Annotated in this window: 21 protein-coding genes; 12 read left to right on the top strand and 9 right to left on the bottom strand. The window is 54.6% G+C overall.

The genetic code is table 11. The features are described from left to right. A partial coding sequence (locus P346_RS23400; RefSeq protein ID WP_152537848.1) for an IS3 family transposase occupies positions 1 to 109 on the top strand: 109 nt, incomplete at its 5' end. A gap of 102 nt (positions 110 to 211) precedes the next feature. On the opposite strand, the gene P346_RS22880 is transcribed toward P346_RS23400, so the two are convergent. Further along, a complete protein-coding gene (locus P346_RS22880) occupies positions 212 to 388 on the bottom strand; it encodes a helix-turn-helix transcriptional regulator (RefSeq protein WP_193743821.1) in 177 nt (58 codons plus the stop codon). A 50-nt stretch (positions 389 to 438) separates the two neighbouring features. Here P346_RS22880 and xisR point away from each other — a divergent pair, with 50 nt between their 5' ends. From xisR to pheP, 8 genes are all read left to right on the top strand, one after another. After that, positions 439 to 687: an excisionase family protein gene (xisR, locus tag P346_RS0122080; RefSeq protein ID WP_032662944.1), complete on the top strand. Its 249-nt coding sequence runs from the start codon at positions 439 to 441 to the stop codon at positions 685 to 687. A gap of 265 nt (positions 688 to 952) precedes the next feature. After that, a complete protein-coding gene (locus P346_RS00155) occupies positions 953 to 1,783 on the top strand; it encodes a CPBP family intramembrane glutamic endopeptidase (RefSeq protein WP_032662942.1) in 831 nt (276 codons plus the stop codon). 355 nt (positions 1,784 to 2,138) lie between these two features. After that, entirely contained in the window at positions 2,139 to 3,155 is a 1,017-nt protein-coding gene (locus P346_RS00160; protein WP_029741061.1) for an iron ABC transporter substrate-binding protein, read from the top strand. A gap of 24 nt (positions 3,156 to 3,179) precedes the next feature. After that, a complete protein-coding gene (locus P346_RS00165; RefSeq protein WP_032662940.1) occupies positions 3,180 to 4,754 on the top strand; it encodes an ABC transporter permease in 1,575 nt (524 codons plus the stop codon). Between the two features lies 1 nt (position 4,755). Continuing rightward, positions 4,756 to 5,787, top strand: coding sequence for an ABC transporter ATP-binding protein (locus P346_RS00170; protein WP_032662938.1), 1,032 nt, complete (start codon positions 4,756 to 4,758; stop codon positions 5,785 to 5,787). A 149-nt stretch (positions 5,788 to 5,936) separates the two neighbouring features. Continuing rightward, a complete protein-coding gene (yahO, locus tag P346_RS00175; RefSeq protein WP_023310654.1) occupies positions 5,937 to 6,212 on the top strand; it encodes a DUF1471 family periplasmic protein YahO in 276 nt (91 codons plus the stop codon). 185 nt (positions 6,213 to 6,397) lie between these two features. After that, positions 6,398 to 8,581 carry a TonB-dependent receptor gene (locus tag P346_RS00180; protein ID WP_032662936.1) on the top strand — a complete coding sequence of 728 codons (2,184 nt, stop codon included), beginning with the start codon at positions 6,398 to 6,400 and terminating at the stop codon, positions 8,579 to 8,581. A 103-nt stretch (positions 8,582 to 8,684) separates the two neighbouring features. Beyond that, positions 8,685 to 10,073 carry a phenylalanine transporter gene (gene pheP, locus P346_RS00185; RefSeq protein WP_032662935.1) on the top strand — a complete coding sequence of 463 codons (1,389 nt, stop codon included), beginning with the start codon at positions 8,685 to 8,687 and terminating at the stop codon, positions 10,071 to 10,073. A 109-nt stretch (positions 10,074 to 10,182) separates the two neighbouring features. Here the strand turns inward: pheP and P346_RS00190 are convergent, their stop codons facing one another. Together P346_RS00190 and P346_RS00195 are read right to left on the bottom strand one after the other, a co-directional pair. After that, positions 10,183 to 11,427 (bottom strand): mechanosensitive ion channel family protein, encoded by a 1,245-nt coding sequence (locus tag P346_RS00190; protein WP_032662934.1) that lies wholly within the window; start codon positions 11,425 to 11,427, stop codon positions 10,183 to 10,185. A gap of 65 nt (positions 11,428 to 11,492) precedes the next feature. Further along, positions 11,493 to 12,929: an MFS transporter gene (locus P346_RS00195; protein ID WP_032662933.1), complete on the bottom strand. Its 1,437-nt coding sequence runs from the start codon at positions 12,927 to 12,929 to the stop codon at positions 11,493 to 11,495. Positions 12,930 to 13,036: 107 nt separating this feature from the next. Here P346_RS00195 and P346_RS00200 point away from each other — a divergent pair, with 107 nt between their 5' ends. Continuing rightward, a complete protein-coding gene (locus P346_RS00200) occupies positions 13,037 to 13,909 on the top strand; it encodes a helix-turn-helix transcriptional regulator (protein WP_032662932.1) in 873 nt (290 codons plus the stop codon). Positions 13,910 to 13,947: 38 nt separating this feature from the next. Here P346_RS00200 and P346_RS00205 read toward each other — a convergent pair whose 3' ends face one another. The 5 genes from P346_RS00205 to P346_RS00225 form a co-directional block, all read right to left on the bottom strand. Then, positions 13,948 to 15,606 (bottom strand): ShlB/FhaC/HecB family hemolysin secretion/activation protein, encoded by a 1,659-nt coding sequence (locus P346_RS00205; RefSeq protein ID WP_032662931.1) that lies wholly within the window; start codon positions 15,604 to 15,606, stop codon positions 13,948 to 13,950. Between the two features lie 91 nt (positions 15,607 to 15,697). Next, positions 15,698 to 18,205 (bottom strand): two-partner secretion domain-containing protein, encoded by a 2,508-nt coding sequence (locus P346_RS00210; RefSeq protein WP_233456507.1) that lies wholly within the window; start codon positions 18,203 to 18,205, stop codon positions 15,698 to 15,700. Between the two features lie 635 nt (positions 18,206 to 18,840). After that, on the bottom strand, positions 18,841 to 19,494 hold the full coding sequence (gene nfsB / locus P346_RS00215; protein ID WP_024906901.1) for an oxygen-insensitive NAD(P)H nitroreductase: 654 nt from the start codon (positions 19,492 to 19,494) through the stop codon (positions 18,841 to 18,843). Between the two features lie 120 nt (positions 19,495 to 19,614). Then, positions 19,615 to 19,983, bottom strand: coding sequence for an MmcQ/YjbR family DNA-binding protein (locus P346_RS00220; RefSeq protein ID WP_032662927.1), 369 nt, complete (start codon positions 19,981 to 19,983; stop codon positions 19,615 to 19,617). Then, entirely contained in the window at positions 19,973 to 20,563 is a 591-nt protein-coding gene (locus P346_RS00225) for a TetR/AcrR family transcriptional regulator (protein WP_032662925.1), read from the bottom strand. Before P346_RS00225 ends, P346_RS00220 begins: the two co-directional genes overlap by 11 nt. A 190-nt stretch (positions 20,564 to 20,753) precedes the next feature. Between P346_RS00225 and P346_RS00230 the strand changes: the two genes are divergently transcribed. Together P346_RS00230 and P346_RS00235 are read left to right on the top strand one after the other, a co-directional pair. Further along, positions 20,754 to 21,857, top strand: coding sequence for an MBL fold metallo-hydrolase (locus tag P346_RS00230; RefSeq protein ID WP_032662923.1), 1,104 nt, complete (start codon positions 20,754 to 20,756; stop codon positions 21,855 to 21,857). A 32-nt stretch (positions 21,858 to 21,889) separates the two neighbouring features. Next, positions 21,890 to 22,231: a RamA family antibiotic efflux transcriptional regulator gene (locus P346_RS00235; protein WP_029741711.1), complete on the top strand. Its 342-nt coding sequence runs from the start codon at positions 21,890 to 21,892 to the stop codon at positions 22,229 to 22,231. Positions 22,232 to 22,313: 82 nt separating this feature from the next. Here the strand turns inward: P346_RS00235 and P346_RS00240 are convergent, their stop codons facing one another. After that, a complete protein-coding gene (locus P346_RS00240) occupies positions 22,314 to 22,562 on the bottom strand; it encodes a DUF1158 domain-containing protein (protein WP_013097677.1) in 249 nt (82 codons plus the stop codon). Positions 22,563 to 22,905 lie beyond the last annotated feature (343 nt).

Below are 22,905 nucleotides of genomic sequence, written 5' to 3'. Positions count from 1 at the left end.
TGATTACATCGAAATGTTTTATAACAGTAAGCGTCGGCATGGTTCGAGTGCTCAGATGCCTCCGACGGAATATGAAAATCAATATTATCAACGGCTCGGAAGTGTCTAGATTATCCGTGGCGATTCAAGTGCGAGCTTTTGGCATCATGCATATATTTCCTTTAGTCATGGATTTGTTGAAAATGTCCGAAGTCAAAAATTAACTTTACCGCTACTTATCCTCCCTATATGATCGAACTTTATCAGTGATCCATGCTTCTACTTCTGTTGATACCCACCTTACGGAACAACCTATCTTGATAGAGTTTGGGAACTCACCCACGTTCTTCCACTTGTAAATAGCCGTTTTTTGGAACCCAACAGTGCGGCAAACCTCTTTCAGGTCCATCAAATATATGTTCAACTGCTATCCTCACCGTTAAAAATTGTGTGTGGGTTATGGAATATCAAACAGTTCGAATAGAGCCTAATAAATGGGTTACAGAGTCTTTACTGATGGCGATCACGGGCCTCACAAAGAACGCTATCAGATCTGCAAGGGAAAAATCATGGATGGAAGGAAGGGAGTATCGACACTATTCAGGCGATTGCCAGCCTAAGGATAACAGTCCGATAATGTATAATCGGTTTGAAGTAGATGCTTGGGTTGAGCGGCAAAAAACTGCCATTCCACGTCAGCGTAAATGACGTTGGTTGGATAGGATTCACTCTACTGAAAGTGCGAATGTTTCCGGTTTAGTTTTGCTCGTTTTCATTTGGGGGTATAAATGGGGGTATATCTCATGTGTTTAACTTGTTTTTCTATTTAAAAACATTTGGTTGTGTGGTTTGTTTCAATCCTACAGGGCCATTTCATTTCATAGAGTTACGCCTCTTTCTCATCCTCCTGATTTTCGTTGTGGGACATATTTGGGATATCGACCCTAAAATTTATCGGTCATGAAGGACATTTATGTGGTATCTACTCGCAGCTTCGCTTGCCGCACTCTCCCTTAATAGAAGCCTGGCTTATCTGATGCTGGGATTAACGGCATTTCTCGGCTGGAAACAGAGCATTCTTGACGCCCCGGCGCTGCTGGTTATTGCATCAATCGTTGTTGGCTGGTCTGCTGTTGAATGGCTACGTAATAAAAATAATAAATATACCTATCTGGTCGAAGGCCTGTGCGTGGTCATCGCCGTTGCCCTGGTTTTGCATGTGATCCCGGGCTTCCATAACCCCAAAGTGCTGGATGCTGTCGTCGTTGGTCCGCAAAGCATACCGTTCAGTATGTACTTTAATATGGACAAGGCAGTGGTGCCTTTCTTTTTAATTACGTGCATGCCAACGTTATTCGTAGCAAAGCCCCTCTATCAAGCTGGCAAGGTCGGCTGGGGAATATTGGTTCTTGCGATACCCGCGCTGTTACTTCTGGCTGTTGCGTTGGGCGGACTTAGAGTTGAGCCGCATGCGCCAGAATGGTTCGCTCAATTTGCCCTTGCGAATATTTTCTTCGTCTCTTTGGCCGAGGAAGCCTTGTTCAGAGGCTACCTGCAGCAACGCTTGTCCCGGATTATTCATCCTGTTGCCGCGCTATTGATTGCCTCAGTCATCTTTGGGCTGATGCATTATAGCGGCGGTTTACTGCTGATTATTTTTGCCGGCCTCTCCGGCATTATTTACGGCCTGGCGTGGATGTGGAGCGGCAGGCTCTGGGTTGCAACGTTATTCCATTTTGGGCTGAACTGCGTGCATTTATTGTTCTTCACCTATCCTATATATGCCCCTCATGCGGCTATGTGATGCTTTTTAAATTAGTCGCCTTATAAATTTAGCGACATCCGGATAAGCATAAAAGCCCCGCAATATCGGGGCTTTTTATATTTGCCGGGCGCGTGAAAAACAGATTTACCTTCGCGTCATAATGAATAGAAGGCTAATGAATTTCATTGTAGGCAGGCTTAAGGTTTTCTTAATCTAAAAAATATCTCTCATTAAAATTTGGATTTTTATCATTCTAAAATCTGCTAAAAAGAAATTTTACACTTTTACGCCTAAACTGGATTGATACTAATTATCATTAGCGTTGTTGTATGCTTTAATCCTGTCCCACAAAGCTATGAGTCGTTAATCCCGTTGGTCTATTAAGGATATGTTCATGAATTCTCGCCTGCTGTCCTGCTTCTCGCTTGCCTTGTTGTCTTCATCACTTTTCCTTTCTACACAATCGGTTGCTGCCGATAACAACGAAGGTATCGTTGTTTATAACGCGCAGCACGAAAACCTGGTGAAGTCGTGGGTTGACGGTTTTACTAAAGAAACCGGCATTAAGGTCACTCTGCGTAACGGCGATGACAGCGAGCTGGGTAACCAGCTGGTTCAGGAAGGCAGCGCGTCGCCGGCCGACGTGTTCCTGACGGAAAACTCACCGTCAATGGTGCTGGTGGATAATGCAAACCTGTTTGCGCCGCTGGATGCAGACACCCTGAAGCAGGTACCGGCAGAATATCGTCCGGCGCACGGCCGCTGGATCGGCATCGCCGCCCGCAGCACGGTGTTTGTGTATAACCCGGAAAAACTGAACGAACAGCAGCTGCCTAAATCGCTGATGGATCTGGCAAAGCCCGAGTGGAAAGGGCGCTGGGCGGCATCACCGTCAGGCGCGGATTTCCAGGCCATCGTGAGCGCCATGCTGGCGCTGAAAGGCGAGAAGGCCACGCTGGAATGGCTCAAGGCGATGAAAGCCAACTTCGTTGCCTATAAAGGCAACAGCACCGTGATGAAAGCGGTCAATGCCGGTCAGATTGATGGCGGCGTGATTTATCACTACTACCGTTTTGTCGATCAGTCCAAAACCGGTGAAAACAGCAAAAACACCCAGCTCTACTACTTCAAACACCAGGATCCGGGCGCGTTTGTGAGCCTCTCCGGCGGCGGCGTGCTGGCATCCAGCAAGCACAAAGCGCAGGCGCAGGCCTTCATCAAATACATTACCGGTAAAGAAGGTCAGGAAAGCCTGCGTACCAACAACGCCTTTGAATATGCAGTGGGCGTGAACGCGGCCTCAAACCCGAAACTGGTCCCGCTGAAAGATCTTGATGCGCCGAAAGTTGAACCTTCAACGCTCAACAGTAAAAAAGTTATCGAGCTGATGACGCAAGCCGGTCTGCTGTGATCCTGAGAGTGAAGTGAACGTCTTATGTCTGGTCTGAGTCTCGACATCGGAAAAAACAGAGTGCAGGAGCCTGCCCGCAGGCGTCCTGCACTGCCGATGGTTGCGTTAGCTGTGTTGTTTTCATTAATGGCGCTTCTGCCTTTGGGTTTTATCATTGCCATTGGCATTGAGACCGGCTGGGAAACCATTAAGGCGCTGGTGTTTCGCCCGCGCGTGGCTGAACTGCTCAGCAACACGCTGTGGCTGACGGCTTTAGCGGTTCCGCTGTGTATCGTGACGGGCGTGGCAATCGCCTGGCTCACGGAGCGCACGCAGCTTGCCGGGCGAGGGATCTGGTCCGCACTGGCGGTCGCCCCGCTGGCGATCCCCGCGTTTGTGCAAAGCTATGCCTGGGTGAGCGCTGTCCCGTCCATGCACGGGCTCTCCGCGGGCGTGTTCCTCTCCGTTCTTGCCTATTATCCGTTTATCTATATGCCGGTTGCGGCGGTGCTGCGTCGTCTTGACCCGACGCTTGAAGATGTCGCCGCTTCGCTGGGCACGCCGCCGTGGCGGGTCTTTTTCCGCGTGGTGCTGCCCCAGCTCAAGCTGGCTATCTGCGGCGGCGCGCTGCTGGTGGCGCTGCACCTGCTGGCGGAATACGGCCTGTACGTGATGATCCGTTTTGATACCTTCACCACGGCAATTTATGACCAGTTCCAGTCTACCTTCAGCGGCCCGGCGGCGAACATGCTGGCGGGCGTGCTGGCCTTGTGCTGTCTGGCTATCCTGATGCTGGAAGGCGTGACGCGGGGAAAAGCACGCTACGCGCGCATTGGCGCCGGGGCCGCGCGCGAGCAGAAACGCTGGCCGCTGAAGCCTGCGGCCGCCGCGCTGGGCCAGCTGTTTTTCATCGTGCTGATCGTTCTGGCGCTGGGCGTGCCGTTAATTGTCCTGTGTCGCTGGATTTGGCTCGGCGGCGTGCAAAACTGGATGAGTGCCGATCTCTGGCATTCGCTGCGCCAGACGCTTATGCTCGGCGTGGGCGGTGCGCTTCTGACGACCGCGAGCGTGATCCCCATCGCGTGGCTGGGTATTCGCTATCCGCACCGCATCTTCCGGATGCTGGAAGGGTGCATCTATATCACCAGTTCGCTGCCGGGCATCGTCACGGCGCTGGCGCTGGTCACCGTCACCATTCATTACGCCCGTCCCATTTACCAGACGGAAATTACCCTGTTCCTTGCCTACCTGCTGATGTTTATGCCCCGCGCGCTCATCAACCTGCGGGCGGGGATTGCGCAGGCGCCGGTTGAGCTGGAAAATGTGGCGCGCAGCCTGGGCAGCACGCCCGCGAAGGCGCTCTGGAGCGTCACGATGCGGCTGGCCGCGCCGGGTGCGGCGGCGGGGGCCGCGCTGGTTTTCCTCGGCGTCAGCAACGAGTTGACCGCCACGCTGCTGCTCTCTCCGCTGGGCACGCGCACGCTCTCCACCGGATTCTGGGCGCTGACCAGTGAAATTGACTATGTTGCCGCCGCGCCTTACGCGATGCTGATGATCCTGATTTCACTTCCGCTGACCGCCATTCTCTATATGCAGTCGAAAAAAATTGCAGGGCTATGACATGCTTGAATTAACCGCCATTTCTAAATCGTTTTCTGAGGTGCAGGTGCTCGACAGCTTAAACCTGAGCGTGGCGCCGGGGAGCAGGACGGCGATTGTCGGGCCGTCCGGGTCGGGGAAAACCACGCTGCTGCGTATTCTTGCCGGGTTCGAAACGCCTGACACCGGGCGCATTGTCATGCAGGGGAGAGCGCTGTTTGATGAAAACAGTTTTGTTCCCGCCCACCTGCGCCGGATCGGTTTCGTGCCTCAGGAGGGCGCGCTGTTCCCGCACCTCAATGTGGCAGACAACATCGCCTGGGGGCTGGACGGCACCCGCCACGAGAAGCGCCAGCGCGTTGAGGCGCTGATGGAGATGGTTTCTCTGGACAGGCAGCTCGCGACGCACTGGCCCCACGAGATTTCCGGCGGACAGCAGCAGCGCGTGGCGCTTGCCCGCGCGCTGGCCCAGCGTCCTTCCCTGATGCTGCTGGATGAACCGTTCTCGGCGCTGGATACCGGCCTGCGCGCCATGACGCGTAAGGCAACGGCCGATCTGCTGGCCGAAGCGGGCGTGGCCTCTATTCTGGTCACCCACGATCAGAACGAAGCGTTGTCCTTTGCCACGCAGGTTGCCGTGATGCGCTCCGGACGCTTCACACAGGTCGGGACGCCTTATGACGTCTACACCCGTCCCGTTGACGAAGAGACGGCGCTGTTCCTTGGCGATGCCGTGATCCTGCCTGCTCGGCTCGCTGCCGGGTATGCGGTGTGCGCGCTGGGCGAAGTGCCGACGGACAACGCGTATGCGACAGGAGAGGGCAGGGTAATGATGCGCCCTGAACAATTACGCGTGACGGCATGTGCAGCGCATGAAAGCCCGATCTCGATTCTTGATGTGGATTTCACCGGCCAGCTGTCGACGCTCACCCTGGGATTGGCCGGACAGCAGCAGCCCGTGATTCTGAAGACCGTAAGCCAGCCAGGATGGTCCCCGGGCACGGCGGTACGCATTGATATTGCTGGCACCGCGCGGGTATTCGAATATTCTTAATATTCGTTAGTAATTTCATGCAACGGGTTGTTATAAAAGATTTTTCTCGAACGTATGGCAATTCCTGAGATTCTCTACCATGCTCATAAAACCTCACCACAGTGCGTGAGGTTTTTCGTAGTTGCTGATTAATCTCAAGGAAAAAGGTTATGAAAAAGACGACTGCTATTTTGTTGGGAACGGCGTTACTGTTTACAACCAATGCTTTTGCTGCACAGCTGCTCACTAAAAGCGAATTCAAGAAAGTTGCATCTCAATATAAAAAAATCGGTACGGTAAACACCTCGAATGAAGTATCGGTTGATGATGCAAAAAAAGAACTGATTGAGAAAGCCGATAAGAAAGGCGCGGATGTCCTGGTGCTCACGTCAGGTAACACCAACAATAAAATTCACGGTACGGCCAATATCTACAAGAAAAAATAATATCTTTGCAGCCACCCCCGAAACGGGGTGGCCGTTCCCCCTCTTTTCTCGCCAAATCTCCTCATGAACGCGGTTACACTTGCTAACTCATAGATAATGCGTATAGTTCTCATTTGCATTGCATTCAACATATTCTAAGGCCCGACAACGGGTCATTTTTGCGCGCACTTTAAAATGAGTTAACGATGAACAACACCATCATGCACAAAACGCTGCTGGCGCTCGCCGTTGGCGCGGCGGCACATTCCGCCATCGCGGCGGACGATCAAAAAGAGGACACCCTCGTTGTCCAGGCTGCACCAGCCAGCGATTTCAAACCCGGCGGCGACCAGCTGGTACCGGCCTTCCTTGACGGACAGGTGGCGAACGGCGGGCGCATGGGGATGCTGGGCCAGCAAAACGCCATGGACGTGCCGTTCAACATCATCAGCTACACCTCGAAGCTGGTGGAAGATCAGCAGGCGAAAACCATTGCCGATGTCGTCGCGAACGACGCGGGCGTGCAGTTCGTTCAGGGATACGGCAACAGCGCGGAGACCTACCGCATCCGCGGCCTGAAGTTCGACGGCGACGACATGACCTTTGGCGGCCTGTCCGGCGTGCTGCCGCGCCAGGTAGTGGATACCCAGATGGTTGACCGCATCGAGATCTTCAAAGGGGCCAACTCGCTGATGAACGGCGCGGCAAGCTCCGGCGTGGGCGGGATGATCAACCTTGAGCCAAAACACGCGGGCGAACTCCCGCAGGCGAAAGTCGGCGTGGACTACACCTCTGATTCCCAGATTGGCACCACGCTCGATGCGGGCCGTCGCTACGGCGACAGCGACCAGTTTGGCGCGCGGGTGAACCTGGTCCATCGCGAAGGGGAAACCGGCATACCGAATGACCGCCGCCGCACCACGCTGCTCTCAACCGGTCTCGATTACACGGGCGATCGCTTCCGCACCTCGCTGGATCTCGGCTATCAGAAGAAAACCTTCCACGGCAGCCCGACCAGCGTCAATATTTCAGGGGTGGATTTCGTACCCGAGCCGCCGAAAAACGATCGCAACTTCTCGCAGAAGTGGGCCTACAGCAACATCGAAAACGAATTTGGAATGTGGCGCAGCGAGTACGACATAACCGACGGATGGACCGCCTATACCGGTCTGGGCGCGCAGCACGCGCACGAGGAAGGCATCTACAGCGCGCCGAAGCTGATGGATAAAAGCGGCAAGGCAACGGTCAGCCGTCTTGATACCAACCGCATCAGCGATTCCGTCAGCGGCATGGCGGGCGTTCGCGGTAACTTCACTACGGGCTTCGTCTCGCACAAGGTCAACGTCGGCTATTCGGCGATGACCAGGAACGAAAAAATCGCGTGGAAAATGTCGGCGGCGAAGGATAACCCGACCACCAACATCTATCACAATACCGGCGTCGATATGCCGGACAGCACCAACTTCAACGGCTCTGGCGGGAAGTACAGCGATCCGCTGACCAGCGGGCGCACCCGTACCCAGGGCTGGCTGCTGAGCGATACGCTGGGCGTGCTGGACGACAAGCTGCTGTTCACCGCCGGCGCGCGCCATCAGAAGGTGGTCGTTCGCGGGTATAACAAAGTCACCGGTGCGGAAAACGCGGCGGACGGTTTCGACGGCAGCCGCTGGATGCCCACCTACGGCGTGGTCTACAAGCCGTGGGAGGCAATCTCCCTCTATGCTAACCACACCGAAGCGCTGCAGCCGGGCAAAACTGCACCTAACACCGCCACCAACTACGGCCAGAGCACCGGTATCGTTCACTCTAAGCAGAACGAAGTGGGCGTGAAGGCGGACTTCGGTCGCGTGGGCGGATCGCTTGCGCTATTCGAAATCAAAATGCCGTCGGCGATCCTAGACGACAGCGGCCACTACGGCCTGGACGCCGAGCAGCGAAACCGTGGCGTGGAGCTGAACGTCTTCGGCGAGCCCGCGCTGGGGATGCGACTTAACGCCAGCGCCACCTGGCTGCAGGCCGAGCTGACCAAAACCAAAAATGGTGTGAATCAGGGCAACGATGCGATCGGTATTCCGAACTTTTATGCCGTGCTGGGCGCAGAGTACGACATCAAGCCGGTTGAAGGCCTGACCGCCACCGCCCGCGTGAACCACTCCGGCGCGCAGTACGCTGACCTGGCAAACACCAAAAAGCTGGACAGCTACACCACGCTGGATCTGGGAATGCGCTATCGCTTCGCGGTAAACCACAATGAAAACCAGATGACGGTTCGTGCGGGCATCGACAACGTGACCAATGAAAACTACTGGGCCAGCGTGGACGACTCCGGTACCTATATTACGCAGGGCGAACCGCGCACCTTTAAGGTTTCGGTTGGCTACGCGTTTTAAGCGTTCCATCTCGTTATCCGGGGCAGGGATGCCCCAATCCCTTGCTACCTCCAGCATGAAGTGTTAAAACGTGCCCCTTCTAAAAAAGAGACAGGGGTAGGACGTGAAAGACGCGTCATCCGCTTCAGGCCATGGTAGCGCTGAAGCCTCGTCGGATCAGAATCCGACGCTGCAACGTGGTTTGCAAAATCGACATATTCAGTTAATTGCCCTTGGCGGCGCGATCGGTACCGGGCTGTTTCTCGGCATCGGCCCCGCTATTCAGATGGCTGGCCCGGCGGTTCTGCTGGGTTACGGTATCGCCGGGATTATCGCCTTCCTGATCATGCGCCAGCTCGGCGAGATGGTTGTTGAAGAGCCGGTTTCAGGCTCCTTCGCGCACTTTGCTTATAAATACTGGGGCCCGTTTGCAGGCTTCCTCTCCGGCTGGAACTACTGGGTAATGTTCGTGCTGGTGGGGATGGCGGAGCTGACCGCCGCAGGCATTTACATGCAGTACTGGCTGCCGGATGTTCCGACGTGGATCTGGGCGGCGGCCTTCTTCATCATTATTAACGCCGTTAACCTCGTCAACGTGCGCCTGTATGGCGAAACCGAGTTCTGGTTTGCGCTGATCAAGGTGCTGGCGATTATCGGGATGATCGGCTTTGGCCTGTGGCTGCTGTTCTCAGGCCACGGCGGCGAGCGGGCCACTATCGACAACCTGTGGCAGCACGGCGGCTTCCTGGCGACCGGCTGGAAAGGGCTGATCCTCTCCCTGGCAGTGATCATGTTCTCCTTCGGTGGACTAGAGCTGATCGGCATTACCGCCGCGGAAGCGCGCGACCCGCATAAAAGCATTCCAAAAGCGGTCAACCAGGTGGTGTACCGGATTCTGCTGTTCTACATCGGCTCGCTGGTGGTGCTGCTGGCGCTCTATCCGTGGGTGGAAGTGAAGTCCGACAGCAGTCCGTTCGTGATGATTTTCCATGACATGAACAGCAACCTGGTGGCCTCGGCGCTGAACTTCGTCATTCTGGTGGCGTCTCTGTCGGTCTATAACAGCGGCGTTTACTCCAACAGCCGCATGCTGTTTGGCCTCTCCGTGCAGGGCAACGCGCCGAAGTTCCTCACCCGCGTCAGCCGTCGCGGCGTGCCGGTGAATTCGCTATTCCTTTCTGGTGCTATCACCTCGCTGGTGGTGCTGATTAACTATCTGCTGCCGAAAGAGGCCTTTGGCCTGCTGATGGCGCTGGTTGTCGCCACGCTGCTGCTGAACTGGATCATGATTTGCCTGGCGCACCTGCGCTTTCGCGCCGCGATGCGCCGCAAGGGACGCGAGACGCAGTTCAAAGCGCTGCTTTATCCTGCGGGGAACTACATCTGTATCGCATTCCTGGGGCTGATTCTGGTGCTGATGTGCACCATGGATGAGATGCGCCTTTCGGCGATGCTGCTGCCGGTGTGGGTGGTGTTCCTGTTTATTGCCTTTAAGCTCTCGCGCAAAAAGTAACGCGGTTTGCGCCCTCTCCCTGCGGGAGAGGGCCGAGGTGAGCGCACTACACCAGACCGCACCTGCCTTCACGCCCGGTGGCGCTTCGCTTACCGGGCCTACAAACGAATTAATTGGCGATAACGCCCGCCAGGGAGCGAATATCGTTCCCGGTCGGGGACTGGTGAATACGCAGCCCAAATTCATCCACCACCGCGAAAATATGGTCGAAGATGTCGGCCTGAATCTCCTCATATTCTGCCCAGACCACCGTGTTGGTGAAGGCATATATTTCAATCGGCAAACCATTCGCATCAGGCGCTAGCTGGCGCACCATCAGCGTCATATCTTTGCGAATACGCGGATGGTTGCGCAGATATTCATTCAGGTAGGCGCGGAAGGTACCAATATTGGTCATCTTACGCAGGTTTAATACCGATTCCCCTTCACCGTTCTTCTGATTCCACAGGTTAATTTCCTCATGTCGCGCGGCCAGATAGGGCTTCAGCAGCTTTGCCTGAATGAGTTTTTGCTGCTCCTGCTCGTCGAGAAAATGAATGCTGGTGGTATCAATATTCAGGCTGCGCTTAATGCGTCGCCCGCCGGAGGCCGACATGCCGCTCCAGTTGATAAAGGCGTCGGAGACCAGGGCCCACGTCGGAATGGTCGTAATCGTATTATCGAAGTTGCGTACTTTAACGGTGGTCAGACCGATGTCCGTCACCGTGCCGTTGGCACCGTATTTCGGCATCTCCAGCCAGTCGCCGAGCTTGAGCATGTCGTTGGCGGAAAGCTGAATTCCCGCCACAAGTCCCAGTATCGGGTCTTTAAACACCAGCATTAGCACGGCGGCCATGGCGCCCAGACCGCTTATCAGAATCGCCGGGGACTGGCCGATCAGCAGGGAAATAATCAATATCCCCACCAGGATGGCGCTCACCAATTTGATGCCCTGGAAGATCCCTTTTAGCGGCAGCTGTGATGCAGTGGCCATTTTCTGCGACAGATTGAAAATCACGTCCAGCAGCGAGAAGAAGGAGAGCAGGGCATACACCATCACCCACAGCTTTGCGCAGGTAGTGAGAATTTCCGCCGCTTCGCTGCCCTTTTGCAGCCACAGTACCGCCTGGACGTTGACGATTATCCCCTGAAGCGTGAAGGCCAGACGGTGAAATAATTTATTCTGGGTAATGATCTGCAGCCACAAATGGCTGCTGGCCTGCGCGCGTTTTTCGAATGCGCGAAGCACCACTTTGTGAAGAATAAAATGAACGATGATGGCGGTAAGAAAAATAATACCAAAGATAATCACTAAAGAGGTGGTGTGATTAATTTCAATGCCTAACTCTTCAACCTGAGCAATTAATTCCTGCATAACGTCTCCTGTATTGATGCAGCCCCATAATGGCGGCTGCGGATCTATTATGCAAATTCACGGGCTTATTTGGTGGCCTGACAGACCTTTACCACCGGCAGGCACAGGCGATGGCGTATGCGAAGCGTCGCCAGGGCAAGCACCACCATCATCGCCGTTTCCACCATCAGGAAGACGTTCACCGCCTGGGTGTAATCCCCGTGATGGTTCTGCAGCGCGTGGAGCAAAATCGCGCCAAAAATGGCCGGACCAAGCCCCAGCGCGGCCTGCTGAAGCGTGCTGAGAATGGCGCTCGCGGCCCCGGCGTCGTCAGGCTGAATATCGCGCATCCCGATGCGGTAGAAGCTGTTCACGATCAGCGCCTGCCCGTAGCCGACCAGCCCGGTCGCGGGCGCCAGCGTCAGCGCGGTATTCTCCATTCCCCAGACGCGGAACGTGGCGATCAGCGCCAGCAGGCCGACAATCTGGATCGCCAGACCGGTCAGCAGAATGGTACTGGTGCTGTAGCGAGCAATCAGACGCGGCGCGAACCACGCGGAGATAAAATAAGTCACCCCAAGGGCGATGAAACTATTCCCCGACTGCCACGGTGCCATCCCCAGACCGGTTTGCATGGTCAGCGCCATACAGAACATAAACCCGGACCAGACGCTGAAAAAGAGCATCGCAATCAGTATGCCAAAGCGAACGCTGCGAAGCTGCAGCAGGCGCGGCGGGATCAGCGGGTGGGCATTCTCACGCTCCTTTTTGCGCGCATTCAGCGCCGTCAGCCAGCCCAGCGGAATAATGGCGAGAAGCATTACCTTCAGCGGCCACGACCAGTGCCACTGGGGGCCGAGCGCCATCGGGAACAGCAGGCAGCAAAGAATGATCGCCAGCAGCACGGTTCCGGTCCAGTCGATGCGTGACGGCGTCTCGCGACGGGTTTCGGGTACGAAATGGCGACTCAGCGCCAGCACCACCAGACAGATCGGCACGTTGATGAAGAAGGCGTTACGCCAGCCCAGCCCGGCGATATCCGCCGACACCAGCCAGCCGCCGCCCATTTGTCCGACGATAAACGCAATCCCACCGATGCCGCCAAACAGGCTGATGGCCTTAGCGTGCGCCGTACCTTTCAGCGTCACGTGCAGGGTGGCAAGAATTTGCGGCACAATCAGCGCGGCTCCCGCACCCTGAACGATTCGCGCGGCCAGCAGCTGTTCAATGCTCCCCGCCATCCCGCACAGCAGAGAGGCCAGGCCAAAGCTCGCGACGCCCCACATAAACAGACGCCGACGGCCAAAGTTATCCCCCAGCTTGCTGCCGAGCGCCAGGCAGACGGCGAAGGCCACGCCGTAGAGGGCGACAATCAGCTCCAGCTCGGTGGCGGTGGCGTGCAGCGAGTGGGTGATGGCGTCCAGTGCGACGTTGGTGATTGAGGTATCAATCATCGGCAGCATCTGGCCGGTTAGCAGCAATATCAGGCCAGCGCGGCCCGGTGAAACAACTGACGTATTCATGGTAACTCCATTGCGTCATTCATCAGATGGTCGTAGCATCAACCATCTGATAAACGGGTACCAGTTCTTGCTTATACTGGTACTGGCACTACCATGCAGGGGGATTTATGGCCTTGATGTCTGAACCCGTCGTCTCACTTCAGGATGACACCCGAAAACAGCTGGGGGCATTTTTACGCGCACGACGTGAAAGCCTCGATCCGCAGCGTCTTGGCCTGCCGCGCAGCGGTCGTCGCCGCACGCCGGGTCTGCGCCGGGAAGAGGTGGCGATGCTCGCGGACGTGGGCGTGACCTGGTACACCTGGCTGGAGCAGGGCAGGGACGTCAATCCATCCAGCGCGGTGATGGCCGCTGTTGCGAAAGCGCTGCAATGCACCCCGACCGAGGCCCGACACCTGTTTGTGTTAGCCGGGTTGCCGCCGGGTGAAGCGCCGCAGGCGGTCTGCTGCGAGGGCATCAGCGAGGGCACGCGGCGCCTGCTGGATACGCTTATGCCTAAACCCGCCAGCATCCAGAAACCGAATTTCGACATCGTGGCGTGGAACGACAGCTTCGGCCACCTGATGGGCGTGGATTTCAATGAAATCCCGCCGGAAGACCGTAACTGTATTTATCTGTTCCTCACCCACCCGGCGTGGCGCGCGCGTCTCGGCAGGCGCGACGACGTGCTGCCCATATTTGTCTCCTATTTCCGGGCAGCGATGGCCGAACACCGGGGTGACCCGCTGTGGGAGGCCAAACTGGCGCGCTTCTTTGCGGTGTCGGAAGAGTTTAAAACCCTGTGGCACCAGCGCAACGACGTGCGCGGGGTGGAGAACCAGCTCAAGCTGTTTACCCATCCCGAGCTGGGGGATTTTACGCTGCAGCAGATGTACTGGTACTCCGCGCCGCGAAACGGGTCGCGGCTGCTGGTGTATCTGCCGGTAGATGAGGCGGGGGAGCGGGCGATGGAGTGGCTGGCAGAAAAAAGCCGATCGTAATACTCATCGCCCGAAAGTGTTAATTTTTCACTGGGCCCTCAGTACTGCCATTGCACCGAAAATCCAAGCGTGACGGGACTGGTATGCATCTCATCCGGTTTTGCCAGAGGCACGCCCGCAAAAAGGTCATACCCCAGATGGCCTTTTACCCCGCGCACGCCTGCGACCGCACCGGCAATGTGCTCTCCGCTCCAGTAATCATTTTCTGAGCCGCTGACTTCGCCATAGTCTGCGCCAATATAAGGCTGCATTCCCCATACCGGCAGATTCAGATTGATATCATTACGCAGATACCAGCCTTTGTCGGCATACAGTGAGGACTCTCCGTCAAAGCCGCGCACCGTCCAGCGGTTGCCGATGGTGAACTTATCGGGCTGGGTCAGCCTGTCCGGAGTGGTCTGTTGCTTGAAATGCGGTTCATAGCTGAGGGCGAACTTGCCCAGTTTGAACGGGAAAGTACCGTCTGCACTCAGCGTAATGATGCGCGCCTGCGCGTCGGCACTACCCACCATCTCTTCAGCATCGGCTTCTTCACCAAACCACGGTGCGGCATGTTGATAACCGAGGCTTGTCGTAAGCTGACCGAATGGAAGGTAGGCTAAATGTTCCAGGCTAAGCTGCCAGCTGCTGGTGTCCCGGTGCTGAACCTCCACTTCCACGTCGTTAAGATCGTAGCGGGAATCACGCTTGATCCCTTTAAAGCCCAGCGTGGTTTTCTGGCTCGCGCTGCGGTAAACCACGCGGTTAAGCGCGGCGGTCATGAGCTTTTCATCGCTACTGTACCGGTACTGAAAATCACCGCTGTGGATTGTCTGCGTCGTTCTGTACTGGCTGGCATAAAGTTCCAGCGCCCAGTATCCCCAGGGAACGGAGTAAAACGCCGAGGTATTATCGTTACGCTTGCCGTTTTCATTTTTGAAACCACCGCCATACGCTGCATAAAACATATCGTTGAGCGAGGTGGGGTTATCCAGATATAGCGCCAGTCCCCCCTGATACCGTCCGGTGTATTTACTACCGGAATCATCAAACCAGCTGCCTAGTCGCCAGGCTTTACGCTGGACGCGCTTGATCTCTACGCGGGTATCGCCAGGATTTTCCCCCGGCATCAGAAGAATACTCGCCTGCGAACCGGGAATACGCTGCAGGTTTTCCAGCCCCTGTTCCAGACCTCGTAAATCGAGGAGGTCGTCCGGCTCTTGTGGGACGTTATTCCAGAGATGTACGGAGATCCCGCTTTGATCCTGAATAATGACATCACTGACGCGTCCAGGCAAAATTCGCAGGGTTAGCGTTCCCTTGTGTAAATTTTGCTCCGGTATTAATACGCGGGTGGTAATAAATCCGTGGGATATTAATCGATCCTGCACGGCCGTATGTATGGCTTTAATTCCCTTCACGCCGATACAGTTATTCTCAGCCTGACGAATGATATCGCGAAAAGTGAGCCAGTGAGGAAGCGACTGCGTATTGTCGATTTTCAGATGTTGAATGTCGTAGCACACTGTCTCATGTGGCAGAGCAAGCGCATCACTTGCGAGCGTGCTTTCTGATGAAAGGACTGACTTCCCTGGCGGTGCAAGCTGTTCGTGCCTCGCCTGATCCTGCTGCTGAGTCGTGGCCGGTTCAGCATGTAATGTGTCGGGAAGTGACGCGAGCAGTGATAGCAGAACGAGGCCGGATCGATAATTAATCATGTAAATAACTTTATGGACCTCGAAGGATCCTGAATATAACGAAAAAAGGTAGCCCCATTACAAGAATGGGGCTTTGTTTTACAGCGAAAAATTACGCGGTATAAATAGAATAACCGCCTGGGTAATATTCGATATCCTGAATGACATACCCGTAATACATGTCGCCCGGATAATAGACAACGCCGTTTTCCCAAACGCCATTACCTTCAGGTGTACCGTTTGGCTTAACAGTGGTATTTCCACTATTATCCGCTGTAGTACCTGAGTCTGGGTTGGTATTGCTGTCATCAGCAGCGTTATTACCGTTTTCTTGAGTTGCTGCACCGGTCTCGTTAATCACACCCATATTATTGACGTAACCTGTGGTGTACACGTGATTGCCGGTAATATTACCGCTGGCTTCGTTGTTAATGCCGTTGGCTGTATTCAGCGTAATATCACTTGCGCTAGAAATGTTACCGCTGTTGGTCAGGTAGTTACTGATCAGAGTAATACCGTTATCAGCAGACAGCGTACCGCCGTTAATAAATGTGACACGATCCATCTGCGCATTCAGCGTGTTACCCGCCACCATCGTGCCGTAGTTATACGCGGTGCTCTGAGACCAGCCGCTGCTGCCCATTACATCGAGATTAATATCATGCGCCGCGCGGATATCACCGCTGTTGTCCAGGTTGTTCATGACAAACAGCATGGCATCAGAGCCGGCAGCGATCTGGCTGCCTGCATCGGTCATCAGATAAGATGCGGTAATGTTGATGTTGTGGTCTGCGCTAATCGTACCGTTACCACGGTTATCCAGGTTAGTGGCGTTCAGATTGATATCATTTTGGCTTGAGATAGAACCGGTGTTGGACAGATCTGCCAGCTGAAGATCCATCTGGTTAGCGGTAATAGAACCACTGTTGTCGAACAGGCTGCTGTTCATCTGCAGTGCCAGATGGCCGTTCGCCGCGATGGAACCGCTGTTCTGCGCCGGGCCGCCGTAGCTATTCCAGCCATTAGAACCGATGTTCAACGCCATATCCTGACCCGCTTTGATGGTTCCCGCGTTCTGGAACGTACCGGTCACGGTCATGTCGATATTGCCGCCTGCTTCCATCTTGCTCGCAAGATCGGAATAGTAGGACGTGCCGTACATAAAGAGGTCTTTGTCGGCTACGATGGTGCCGGACATATTATCCAGCGCGCCATTGATTGAAACAGAGCCGTTGCTGTGGATTGATCCATTGCGGTTGGAGAGCATGTTGTTGCCGCTCACCTGAAGCTGGCTGTCAGATCCCAGAGACTGAATCACACCGTTATCGTTATTCAGCATGGAGGCGCTGATCGTGTTCCAGCCGTTCCCGGCGGAAATAAGACCGTTGTCGTTTGTCAGCGTGTCGACATTGACGGTCATCGCACCGTTGGTTTCTACGCGGCCAGCGGAGTTGTTCAGGCTGGCAGCATCAACGTTGAGGGCACCCTTAGCAACAATGCGGCCATGAGTATTATTCACGCCCTGCGCGTTGTAATTCCAGGAGGCGCGGCCGATCGTCAAGTCGCCATTGCTCAGAATTTCACCGTCGCTGTTGTCCAGTGAGTCAGCGGTAATAAAGGTATTCTGGCTGCCCTGAATGGAACCATGGCTGTTAACGGTATTTTTGCCGGAAACATTAACCATCGCAGCTTTAATGACACCGTTAGTGTTGTCCAGCGTGTTGTCAGCGGCAACGGACACCATACCCTCAGAGGTAATTTGGCCGTTATGGTTCAGGACATCACTCCCCATTACGGTAGCTGCATTTTTACCGCTGATATGTCCACCGTTGTTTTCAACCACACCATCAACGTTGATTGACAAAGTATCGGTTGCCGTCAGGTCAGCATGGTCGATGCGCACGCCAACGCCAGCGTCAGTTCCCTGCATATAGATTTTATTGGCGTACATGGAGCCCAGCGCAGAGACATCCAGCGCCACGTCCGGGGCATTGGTGTTGTCATATTTCTGCTGCACGCGACCATTTTTATCAATGTGGTTGTTACCGGTGACGATATTCAGTTCGTTAGCCTGCAGCTTCGCATTGACCTTCACGGAGCGGGCAATAATGTCGGTGTACTGCGTGGAGCGGGTATCCATCCCTTTGCCGGTGATGGTCACCTGGCCTTTGCTCACGTCCAGGCCATTAACGTTGCCCTGACCGTCGTAGGTGGCGGTGCCGGTAGTCAACGAAGCGTGATTGGTATTGATAAAGCCGCAGCCGTCACAGGTGATGCCTGATGGGTTGGCGATAATCACCTGTGCGGACTGGCCTGCCACTTCGACCATGCCGTTCAGCTGGCTCGGATCGGATGAACGCACTTCGTTCAGGATCACCTTCGCGCTGCCGCCGGCCATATTAGCGTTGCCATCGATCTGGCCCGCTAGCTGGGTGTTGGTTGCAGTGCCGCTGTTATTCAGGATCACGCCGTTGCTGTCGACGTTAAATTCGGAATAAACGTTATGGGAAACCCCACCTGCGCTCGCCTTGTTGATATCAACGATGGTAGCGCCACTTGCATCCGTATGAATGGCCGGTTTATCGGTATTACCTGCCACGATTGCGGCTTGAGCAGGCATGATCATGCCCAGTGCAAGCATGGTCGCAAAACAGGTCGGCGCCAGTTTAGCGTGTAATACCTTTGTATTAGACCGAGTGCTCACTGCACTTTTATTTTTCATATATCTATCCTTGTAATTCCTTGAAAAAGTGTTCCCATTTCTTTTAATGCGAAATGGATGCATATAAAAACATGCGGAACCCCGAATCCTAAAATAGACATGTAACAATTCCTGCAAAGAGCGAAATAATTAATGCTCTATCAGTGTGGAATATTTGGCGTGAGCGTGAGAAAAAATAATGGGGATATTTTTGAGGGTTATTGATTGGAGGGGGTGAGGGGGTGTAATTTGTTGATATGAAAGGGAATGGGGTGCTTATTAATTAAAAAATTGTATGCGAAATTTCTGATGTGGGTATTTCTGTGCTGTTACAAATTATTTGACTGTAACGAGGGCAATCGATACACAACGACAAAATTAGGGTGAGAACCTGAATGTTCCACGCTGAGAGAAACGCTTCAGCGAGAGGAGGGCGTAATGGCGAGAACATGATGGTCTGACGCATGCTCAAGCGCAGAGCGTATAGGGTGTAGCATCCTTAGAGTATGCTGTATTGAAAACAGGCACGCCGGAACCCAGCGTGCCAGAGGAGATCAGCACTCGGTCACAATCGTGCTCAGCGGCAGGCGAGATTTCGGCAGCGTGGCGTTGAAATCTTCCACGCTGTGGTGCCCAACCGGTACCACCACCAGGCTGGTGAAGCCTTTCTCTTTCAGGCCAAACTCTTCGTCGAGAATAGCGGCGTCGAAACCTTCAATTGGTACCGCGTCCAGACCCATCGCGCCCACGCCCAGCAGGAAGTTGCCGACGTTCAGGTAAACCTGCTTCGCCATCCACTGGTCGTCATCTTTCAGATCCACGCGGTGCATGTCGGCGAAGTAGGTGCGGCCCTTATGGTTTGCGGCTTTGGCTTCCGGCGTGTTGAAACGGCCATCGGCCTCTTCCTGATCCACGACGCGCTCCAGCCAGGCGTCATCCATCGCGGTTTTCGCGCAGAACACCACCACGTGGGAAGCATCCAGCATTTTGCGTTCGTTGAACACATAGGTGCCCGCAGCGGACTTCGCCACGCGCGCTTTTCCTTCCTCGGTGCTGGCTACAATGAAGTGCCACGGCTGGGAGTTGGTGCTGGACGGGCTGTACTGCAGCAGGGTTTTGATTTTTTCCGCTTCTTCCGCGGTCAGTTTTTTGCTTGCGTCGAACGCCTTGGTAGAGTGGCGTTTCAGGGCGACAGAAATGATATCCATAACAACTCCTGGTGATGAAATTCGCCCGCTCGAGGGCGCGAAAGGAAAGCAGATTACAGCGGGACGCGGAAAAAGATAAGTGCAATTCGAGCGCTTAATCTGTTCGTCTCAGACGAACAATCAGACCGGACGGATCCACTTCTGGTCTTTTTTCGGCAGCTTATCCACCACCAGATTCCACGAATCATTAATGAGGTCGGTAACCAGTTCCGGCGTCACGTCGTCGGTGCCGTAAAGGGAGATCCAGTGCTTTTTACTCAGATGGTAGCCCGGCTCTATCCCGCGATAGATCTGCTGATTTAACAGTGATTTCTCCGGGTCTGACTTCAGGCTAACGTGCGGTCGCCCGTGCGCGACCGCGACGATCATGAAAATCTTTCCGCCCACTTTAAACACGTCAAACTCCGGCCCAAACGGCCAGCAGTGTTCGGTGAAGGGCAACTCAAGGGCCACGCGCATCGCGTGCTCCTGCAAGGATTTACTGTCCATCGCTCTCTTCCTGGGCCAGCCCGCGCCACATCACTTCAAAACCGAGCGCTTTAAAATCAACGGCGCGAGAAGGGTCGCGAGTGGCAAATTCCATCGTGGATTCGGCCAGCGATAAGAAAAGCGCATCGCCAAACGTTTTAAATTCATCTGACATAAACACCTGACGCACCGAGCGGCGGCAAAGTTCATGGAGTTCCGGGAACATCTCTTTTACCGCCTGTTCCGTTTCGGCGCTCAGCTTTTCACTGACGCCGATCTGGCGGATAGCCGCATGAGAAACGGGGTTACGAATCCCCCAGTCTACGTAGCTGTTCCAGATATTGCGGGTATGTTCTTTGGGCAGCGTGATGGTGCGATCGAGGTTTGCCAGCATGGCCTGGCAGAGATCCTGCTTCAGGTGCAGATAGAGGGCATTCAGCAGATCGTCTTTAGTGGGAAAGTAGCGAAACAGGGTCCCTTCGGCGACGCCCGCGTTACGGGCGATTAACGACGTTGAGGCGGCAATACCTGACTGTGCAAATGCCGCCGTTGCGGCTTCCAGTAAGGCCTGTTTTTTATCTTCACTCTTCGGACGTGCCACTAAATTTTTCCCCCTGTCAATTATAAAAACCCTGATTGAAACACGTGCTTTGACACGCTGCAACGCGGAATGTCAAAGATCGAAAACGTCTTGACGACTTTATCATCATATCTATAATGAGTGCTTACTCACTCATAATCAAGTTTACCCCGCGCAAACTATCGGATGGGGCGCGTTTTCGGGTCTGGATATGAAAAAACCTCTCTTCATCTGCGTGGTGTTAATCATGATTATTGCTTCAGCTGCGAGTTTACCGTTTGTACTGAATGCCGGATTTGGTCAGCCACCGCAGGGTGAGCAGCTCAACGAAGTGGAGGCCTCCCCACAGTATCGCGAGGGAAAATTCCACAATACGCTGCCGACGCCGGGTTATAACGGCGACAAAAACATGCTGGTTGCGACATGGGATTTTCTGACCAAAAAAACCGAAAACGCGCGCCCGGCCCAGCCGCTGCCGCTGGTGAAAACCGATCTTGCGAGCCTGCCGCTGGAGCAGGACACCCTGGTGTGGCTCGGCCACTCCTCGTGGTACCTGCAGCTCGCGGGGAAACGCATCCTGATTGACCCGGTGCTCGGCAACTATGCCGCGCCGTTCTCGTTTCTGAATAAAGCCTTTGCCGGAGAGTATCCGTGGCGCGCTGAAAGCATGCCGGAAATCGACCTGCTGATTATCTCGCACGATCACTACGATCATCTGGACTACGCCACCATCAGGGCGCTACTGCCGAAGGTGAAGCGCGTGGTGACGCCGCTGGGCGTGGGATCCCATCTGCGCTACTGGGGGATGAAGCCTGAGATTATTGACGAGCGCGACTGGAACCAGTCGGTACGCATCAGCGATGAACTGACGGTGCATGTTCTGCCGGCGCGCCACTTCTCCGGGCGCGGCATCAAACGCGATCGGACCCTGTGGGGCAGCTTTATGTTCGTCACGCCAGAGCAGAAGGTTTATTACAGCGGGGATTCCGGCTACGGCCCGCACTTTAAGGCCATCGGCGAGCAGTTTGATAGCGTGGATGTCGCCATCATGGAAAACGGCCAGTACGACCAGGACTGGAAGTACATCCACATGCTGCCGGAGGAAACGGCGCAGGCCTCGGTGGATCTGAACGCGAAAGCCGTGGTGCCCGGGCATAACGGACGCTTCGTGCTGGCGAAACATACGTGGAACGATCCGCTGATCCAGCTGGCTAAAGCCAGCAAGGATAAAAACTATCGGCTACTGACACCGGCGTTGGGCGAGCCCGTCCGGGTGAATGACGCCACGCAAACCTTTCGCGCGTGGTGGGAATAATGTTTAAGCGAGAAGCAGAGGGGGACAGCAGCATGACCATTTCCGCTCAAGTCATCGACACTATCGTCGAATGGATCGACGACAATCTGCACCAGCCATTACGTATAGAAGAGATTGCCCGCCACGCGGGTTACTCGAAGTGGCATCTGCAGCGGTTGTTTATGCAGTACAAAGGGGAGAGCCTGGGGCGTTATATCCGTGAGCGCAAGCTGCTACTGGCGGCGCGCGATCTGCGTGAATCCGACGCTCGGGTCTACGACATCTGCCTGCGTTACGGGTTTGACTCGCAGCAGACGTTTACCCGTATCTTCACCCGAACGTTCAACCAGCCGCCTGGTGCGTACCGCAAGGAGAACCACAGTCAGGCGCACTGAGTTCTTTTCCGCCCCGACGGGTCTGGAAAATTGCCATCACAGGCCGGGTAAGGCGAAGTCGCCACCCGACTTTTTTATTGGCTTACGAGGCCAGCGAGAACCAGCGGCGCCAGACGAAACGCAGGACGAAGAATTCGATGGCACCCAGCAGTAAAAACCACACGCAGAACAGAATGGTGTAAAGCTGGTTCAGATCGACCATGTGAAAGGTCTGAACCAGCTTCTGCGCCAGCACCAGACCCAGCGACGGCGCGGGTAACAGCAGGCAGGAGAGCAGGGCCAGCAATAAAATGCCGCCTGCCGTAAGCAGCGATTCTAACGGGTGTTTCATCGTAATGTTAATCGTCAGTTAAAAATGTCATTGTCCGGCATCCTGTAACGTAAAGCAATATCAGCGATTCAGGCGTTATTGAATAAAACGAAGATATTATTTAGCGAATAAATAACAAAATACGACCCGGCACTTATATTAATATCGCGTTATGTAAATAAACGTCTTTATCAGGAAAATAATTTTACAAATGTATAGGTGCTATAACCAATTAACGTGGCAATAACAATGGCTGCGACAATGTATAACGCCAGGCGTCGTCCGCGATAAATACCAAACATGGTTCCCCCTCGTTTAGTGTTGGTTTAGAAATATTTTGTAAAAATCAGGTCATCGAAATAGT

This window comes from Enterobacter sp. DC1 (assembly GCF_000568075.1).
Classification (GTDB): domain Bacteria; phylum Pseudomonadota; class Gammaproteobacteria; order Enterobacterales; family Enterobacteriaceae; genus Enterobacter; species Enterobacter asburiae.
Note: the sequence above shows the minus strand (reverse complement) of the source record. Positions and strands in the feature narration are given on the sequence as shown.

What these genes read in the sequence shown, in the direction of transcription:
- P346_RS00170 (WP_032662938.1), top strand. Translation starts at nt 4,756, where the DNA reads ATGCTTGAATTAACCGCCATTTCTAAATCGTTTTCTGAGGTGCAGGTG.
- P346_RS00195 (WP_032662933.1), bottom strand. Translation starts at nt 12,929, where the DNA reads ATGAATACGTCAGTTGTTTCACCGGGCCGCGCTGGCCTGATATTGCTG.
- P346_RS22880 (WP_193743821.1), bottom strand. Translation starts at nt 388, where the DNA reads ATGGACCTGAAAGAGGTTTGCCGCACTGTTGGGTTCCAAAAAACGGCT.
- P346_RS00235 (WP_029741711.1), top strand. Translation starts at nt 21,890, where the DNA reads ATGACCATTTCCGCTCAAGTCATCGACACTATCGTCGAATGGATCGAC.
- P346_RS00230 (WP_032662923.1), top strand. Translation starts at nt 20,754, where the DNA reads ATGAAAAAACCTCTCTTCATCTGCGTGGTGTTAATCATGATTATTGCT.
- P346_RS00220 (WP_032662927.1), bottom strand. Translation starts at nt 19,983, where the DNA reads ATGGACAGTAAATCCTTGCAGGAGCACGCGATGCGCGTGGCCCTTGAG.
- P346_RS00155 (WP_032662942.1), top strand. Translation starts at nt 953, where the DNA reads ATGTGGTATCTACTCGCAGCTTCGCTTGCCGCACTCTCCCTTAATAGA.
- P346_RS00165 (WP_032662940.1), top strand. Translation starts at nt 3,180, where the DNA reads ATGTCTGGTCTGAGTCTCGACATCGGAAAAAACAGAGTGCAGGAGCCT.
- P346_RS00200 (WP_032662932.1), top strand. Translation starts at nt 13,037, where the DNA reads ATGGCCTTGATGTCTGAACCCGTCGTCTCACTTCAGGATGACACCCGA.
- P346_RS00205 (WP_032662931.1), bottom strand. Translation starts at nt 15,606, where the DNA reads ATGATTAATTATCGATCCGGCCTCGTTCTGCTATCACTGCTCGCGTCA.
- P346_RS00180 (WP_032662936.1), top strand. Translation starts at nt 6,398, where the DNA reads ATGAACAACACCATCATGCACAAAACGCTGCTGGCGCTCGCCGTTGGC.
- nfsB (WP_024906901.1), bottom strand. Translation starts at nt 19,494, where the DNA reads ATGGATATCATTTCTGTCGCCCTGAAACGCCACTCTACCAAGGCGTTC.
- xisR (WP_032662944.1), top strand. Translation starts at nt 439, where the DNA reads ATGGAATATCAAACAGTTCGAATAGAGCCTAATAAATGGGTTACAGAG.
- P346_RS00240 (WP_013097677.1), bottom strand. Translation starts at nt 22,562, where the DNA reads ATGAAACACCCGTTAGAATCGCTGCTTACGGCAGGCGGCATTTTATTG.
- P346_RS00210 (WP_233456507.1), bottom strand. Translation starts at nt 18,205, where the DNA reads ATGCCTGCTCAAGCCGCAATCGTGGCAGGTAATACCGATAAACCGGCC.
- P346_RS00160 (WP_029741061.1), top strand. Translation starts at nt 2,139, where the DNA reads ATGAATTCTCGCCTGCTGTCCTGCTTCTCGCTTGCCTTGTTGTCTTCA.
- P346_RS00190 (WP_032662934.1), bottom strand. Translation starts at nt 11,427, where the DNA reads ATGCAGGAATTAATTGCTCAGGTTGAAGAGTTAGGCATTGAAATTAAT.
- yahO (WP_023310654.1), top strand. Translation starts at nt 5,937, where the DNA reads ATGAAAAAGACGACTGCTATTTTGTTGGGAACGGCGTTACTGTTTACA.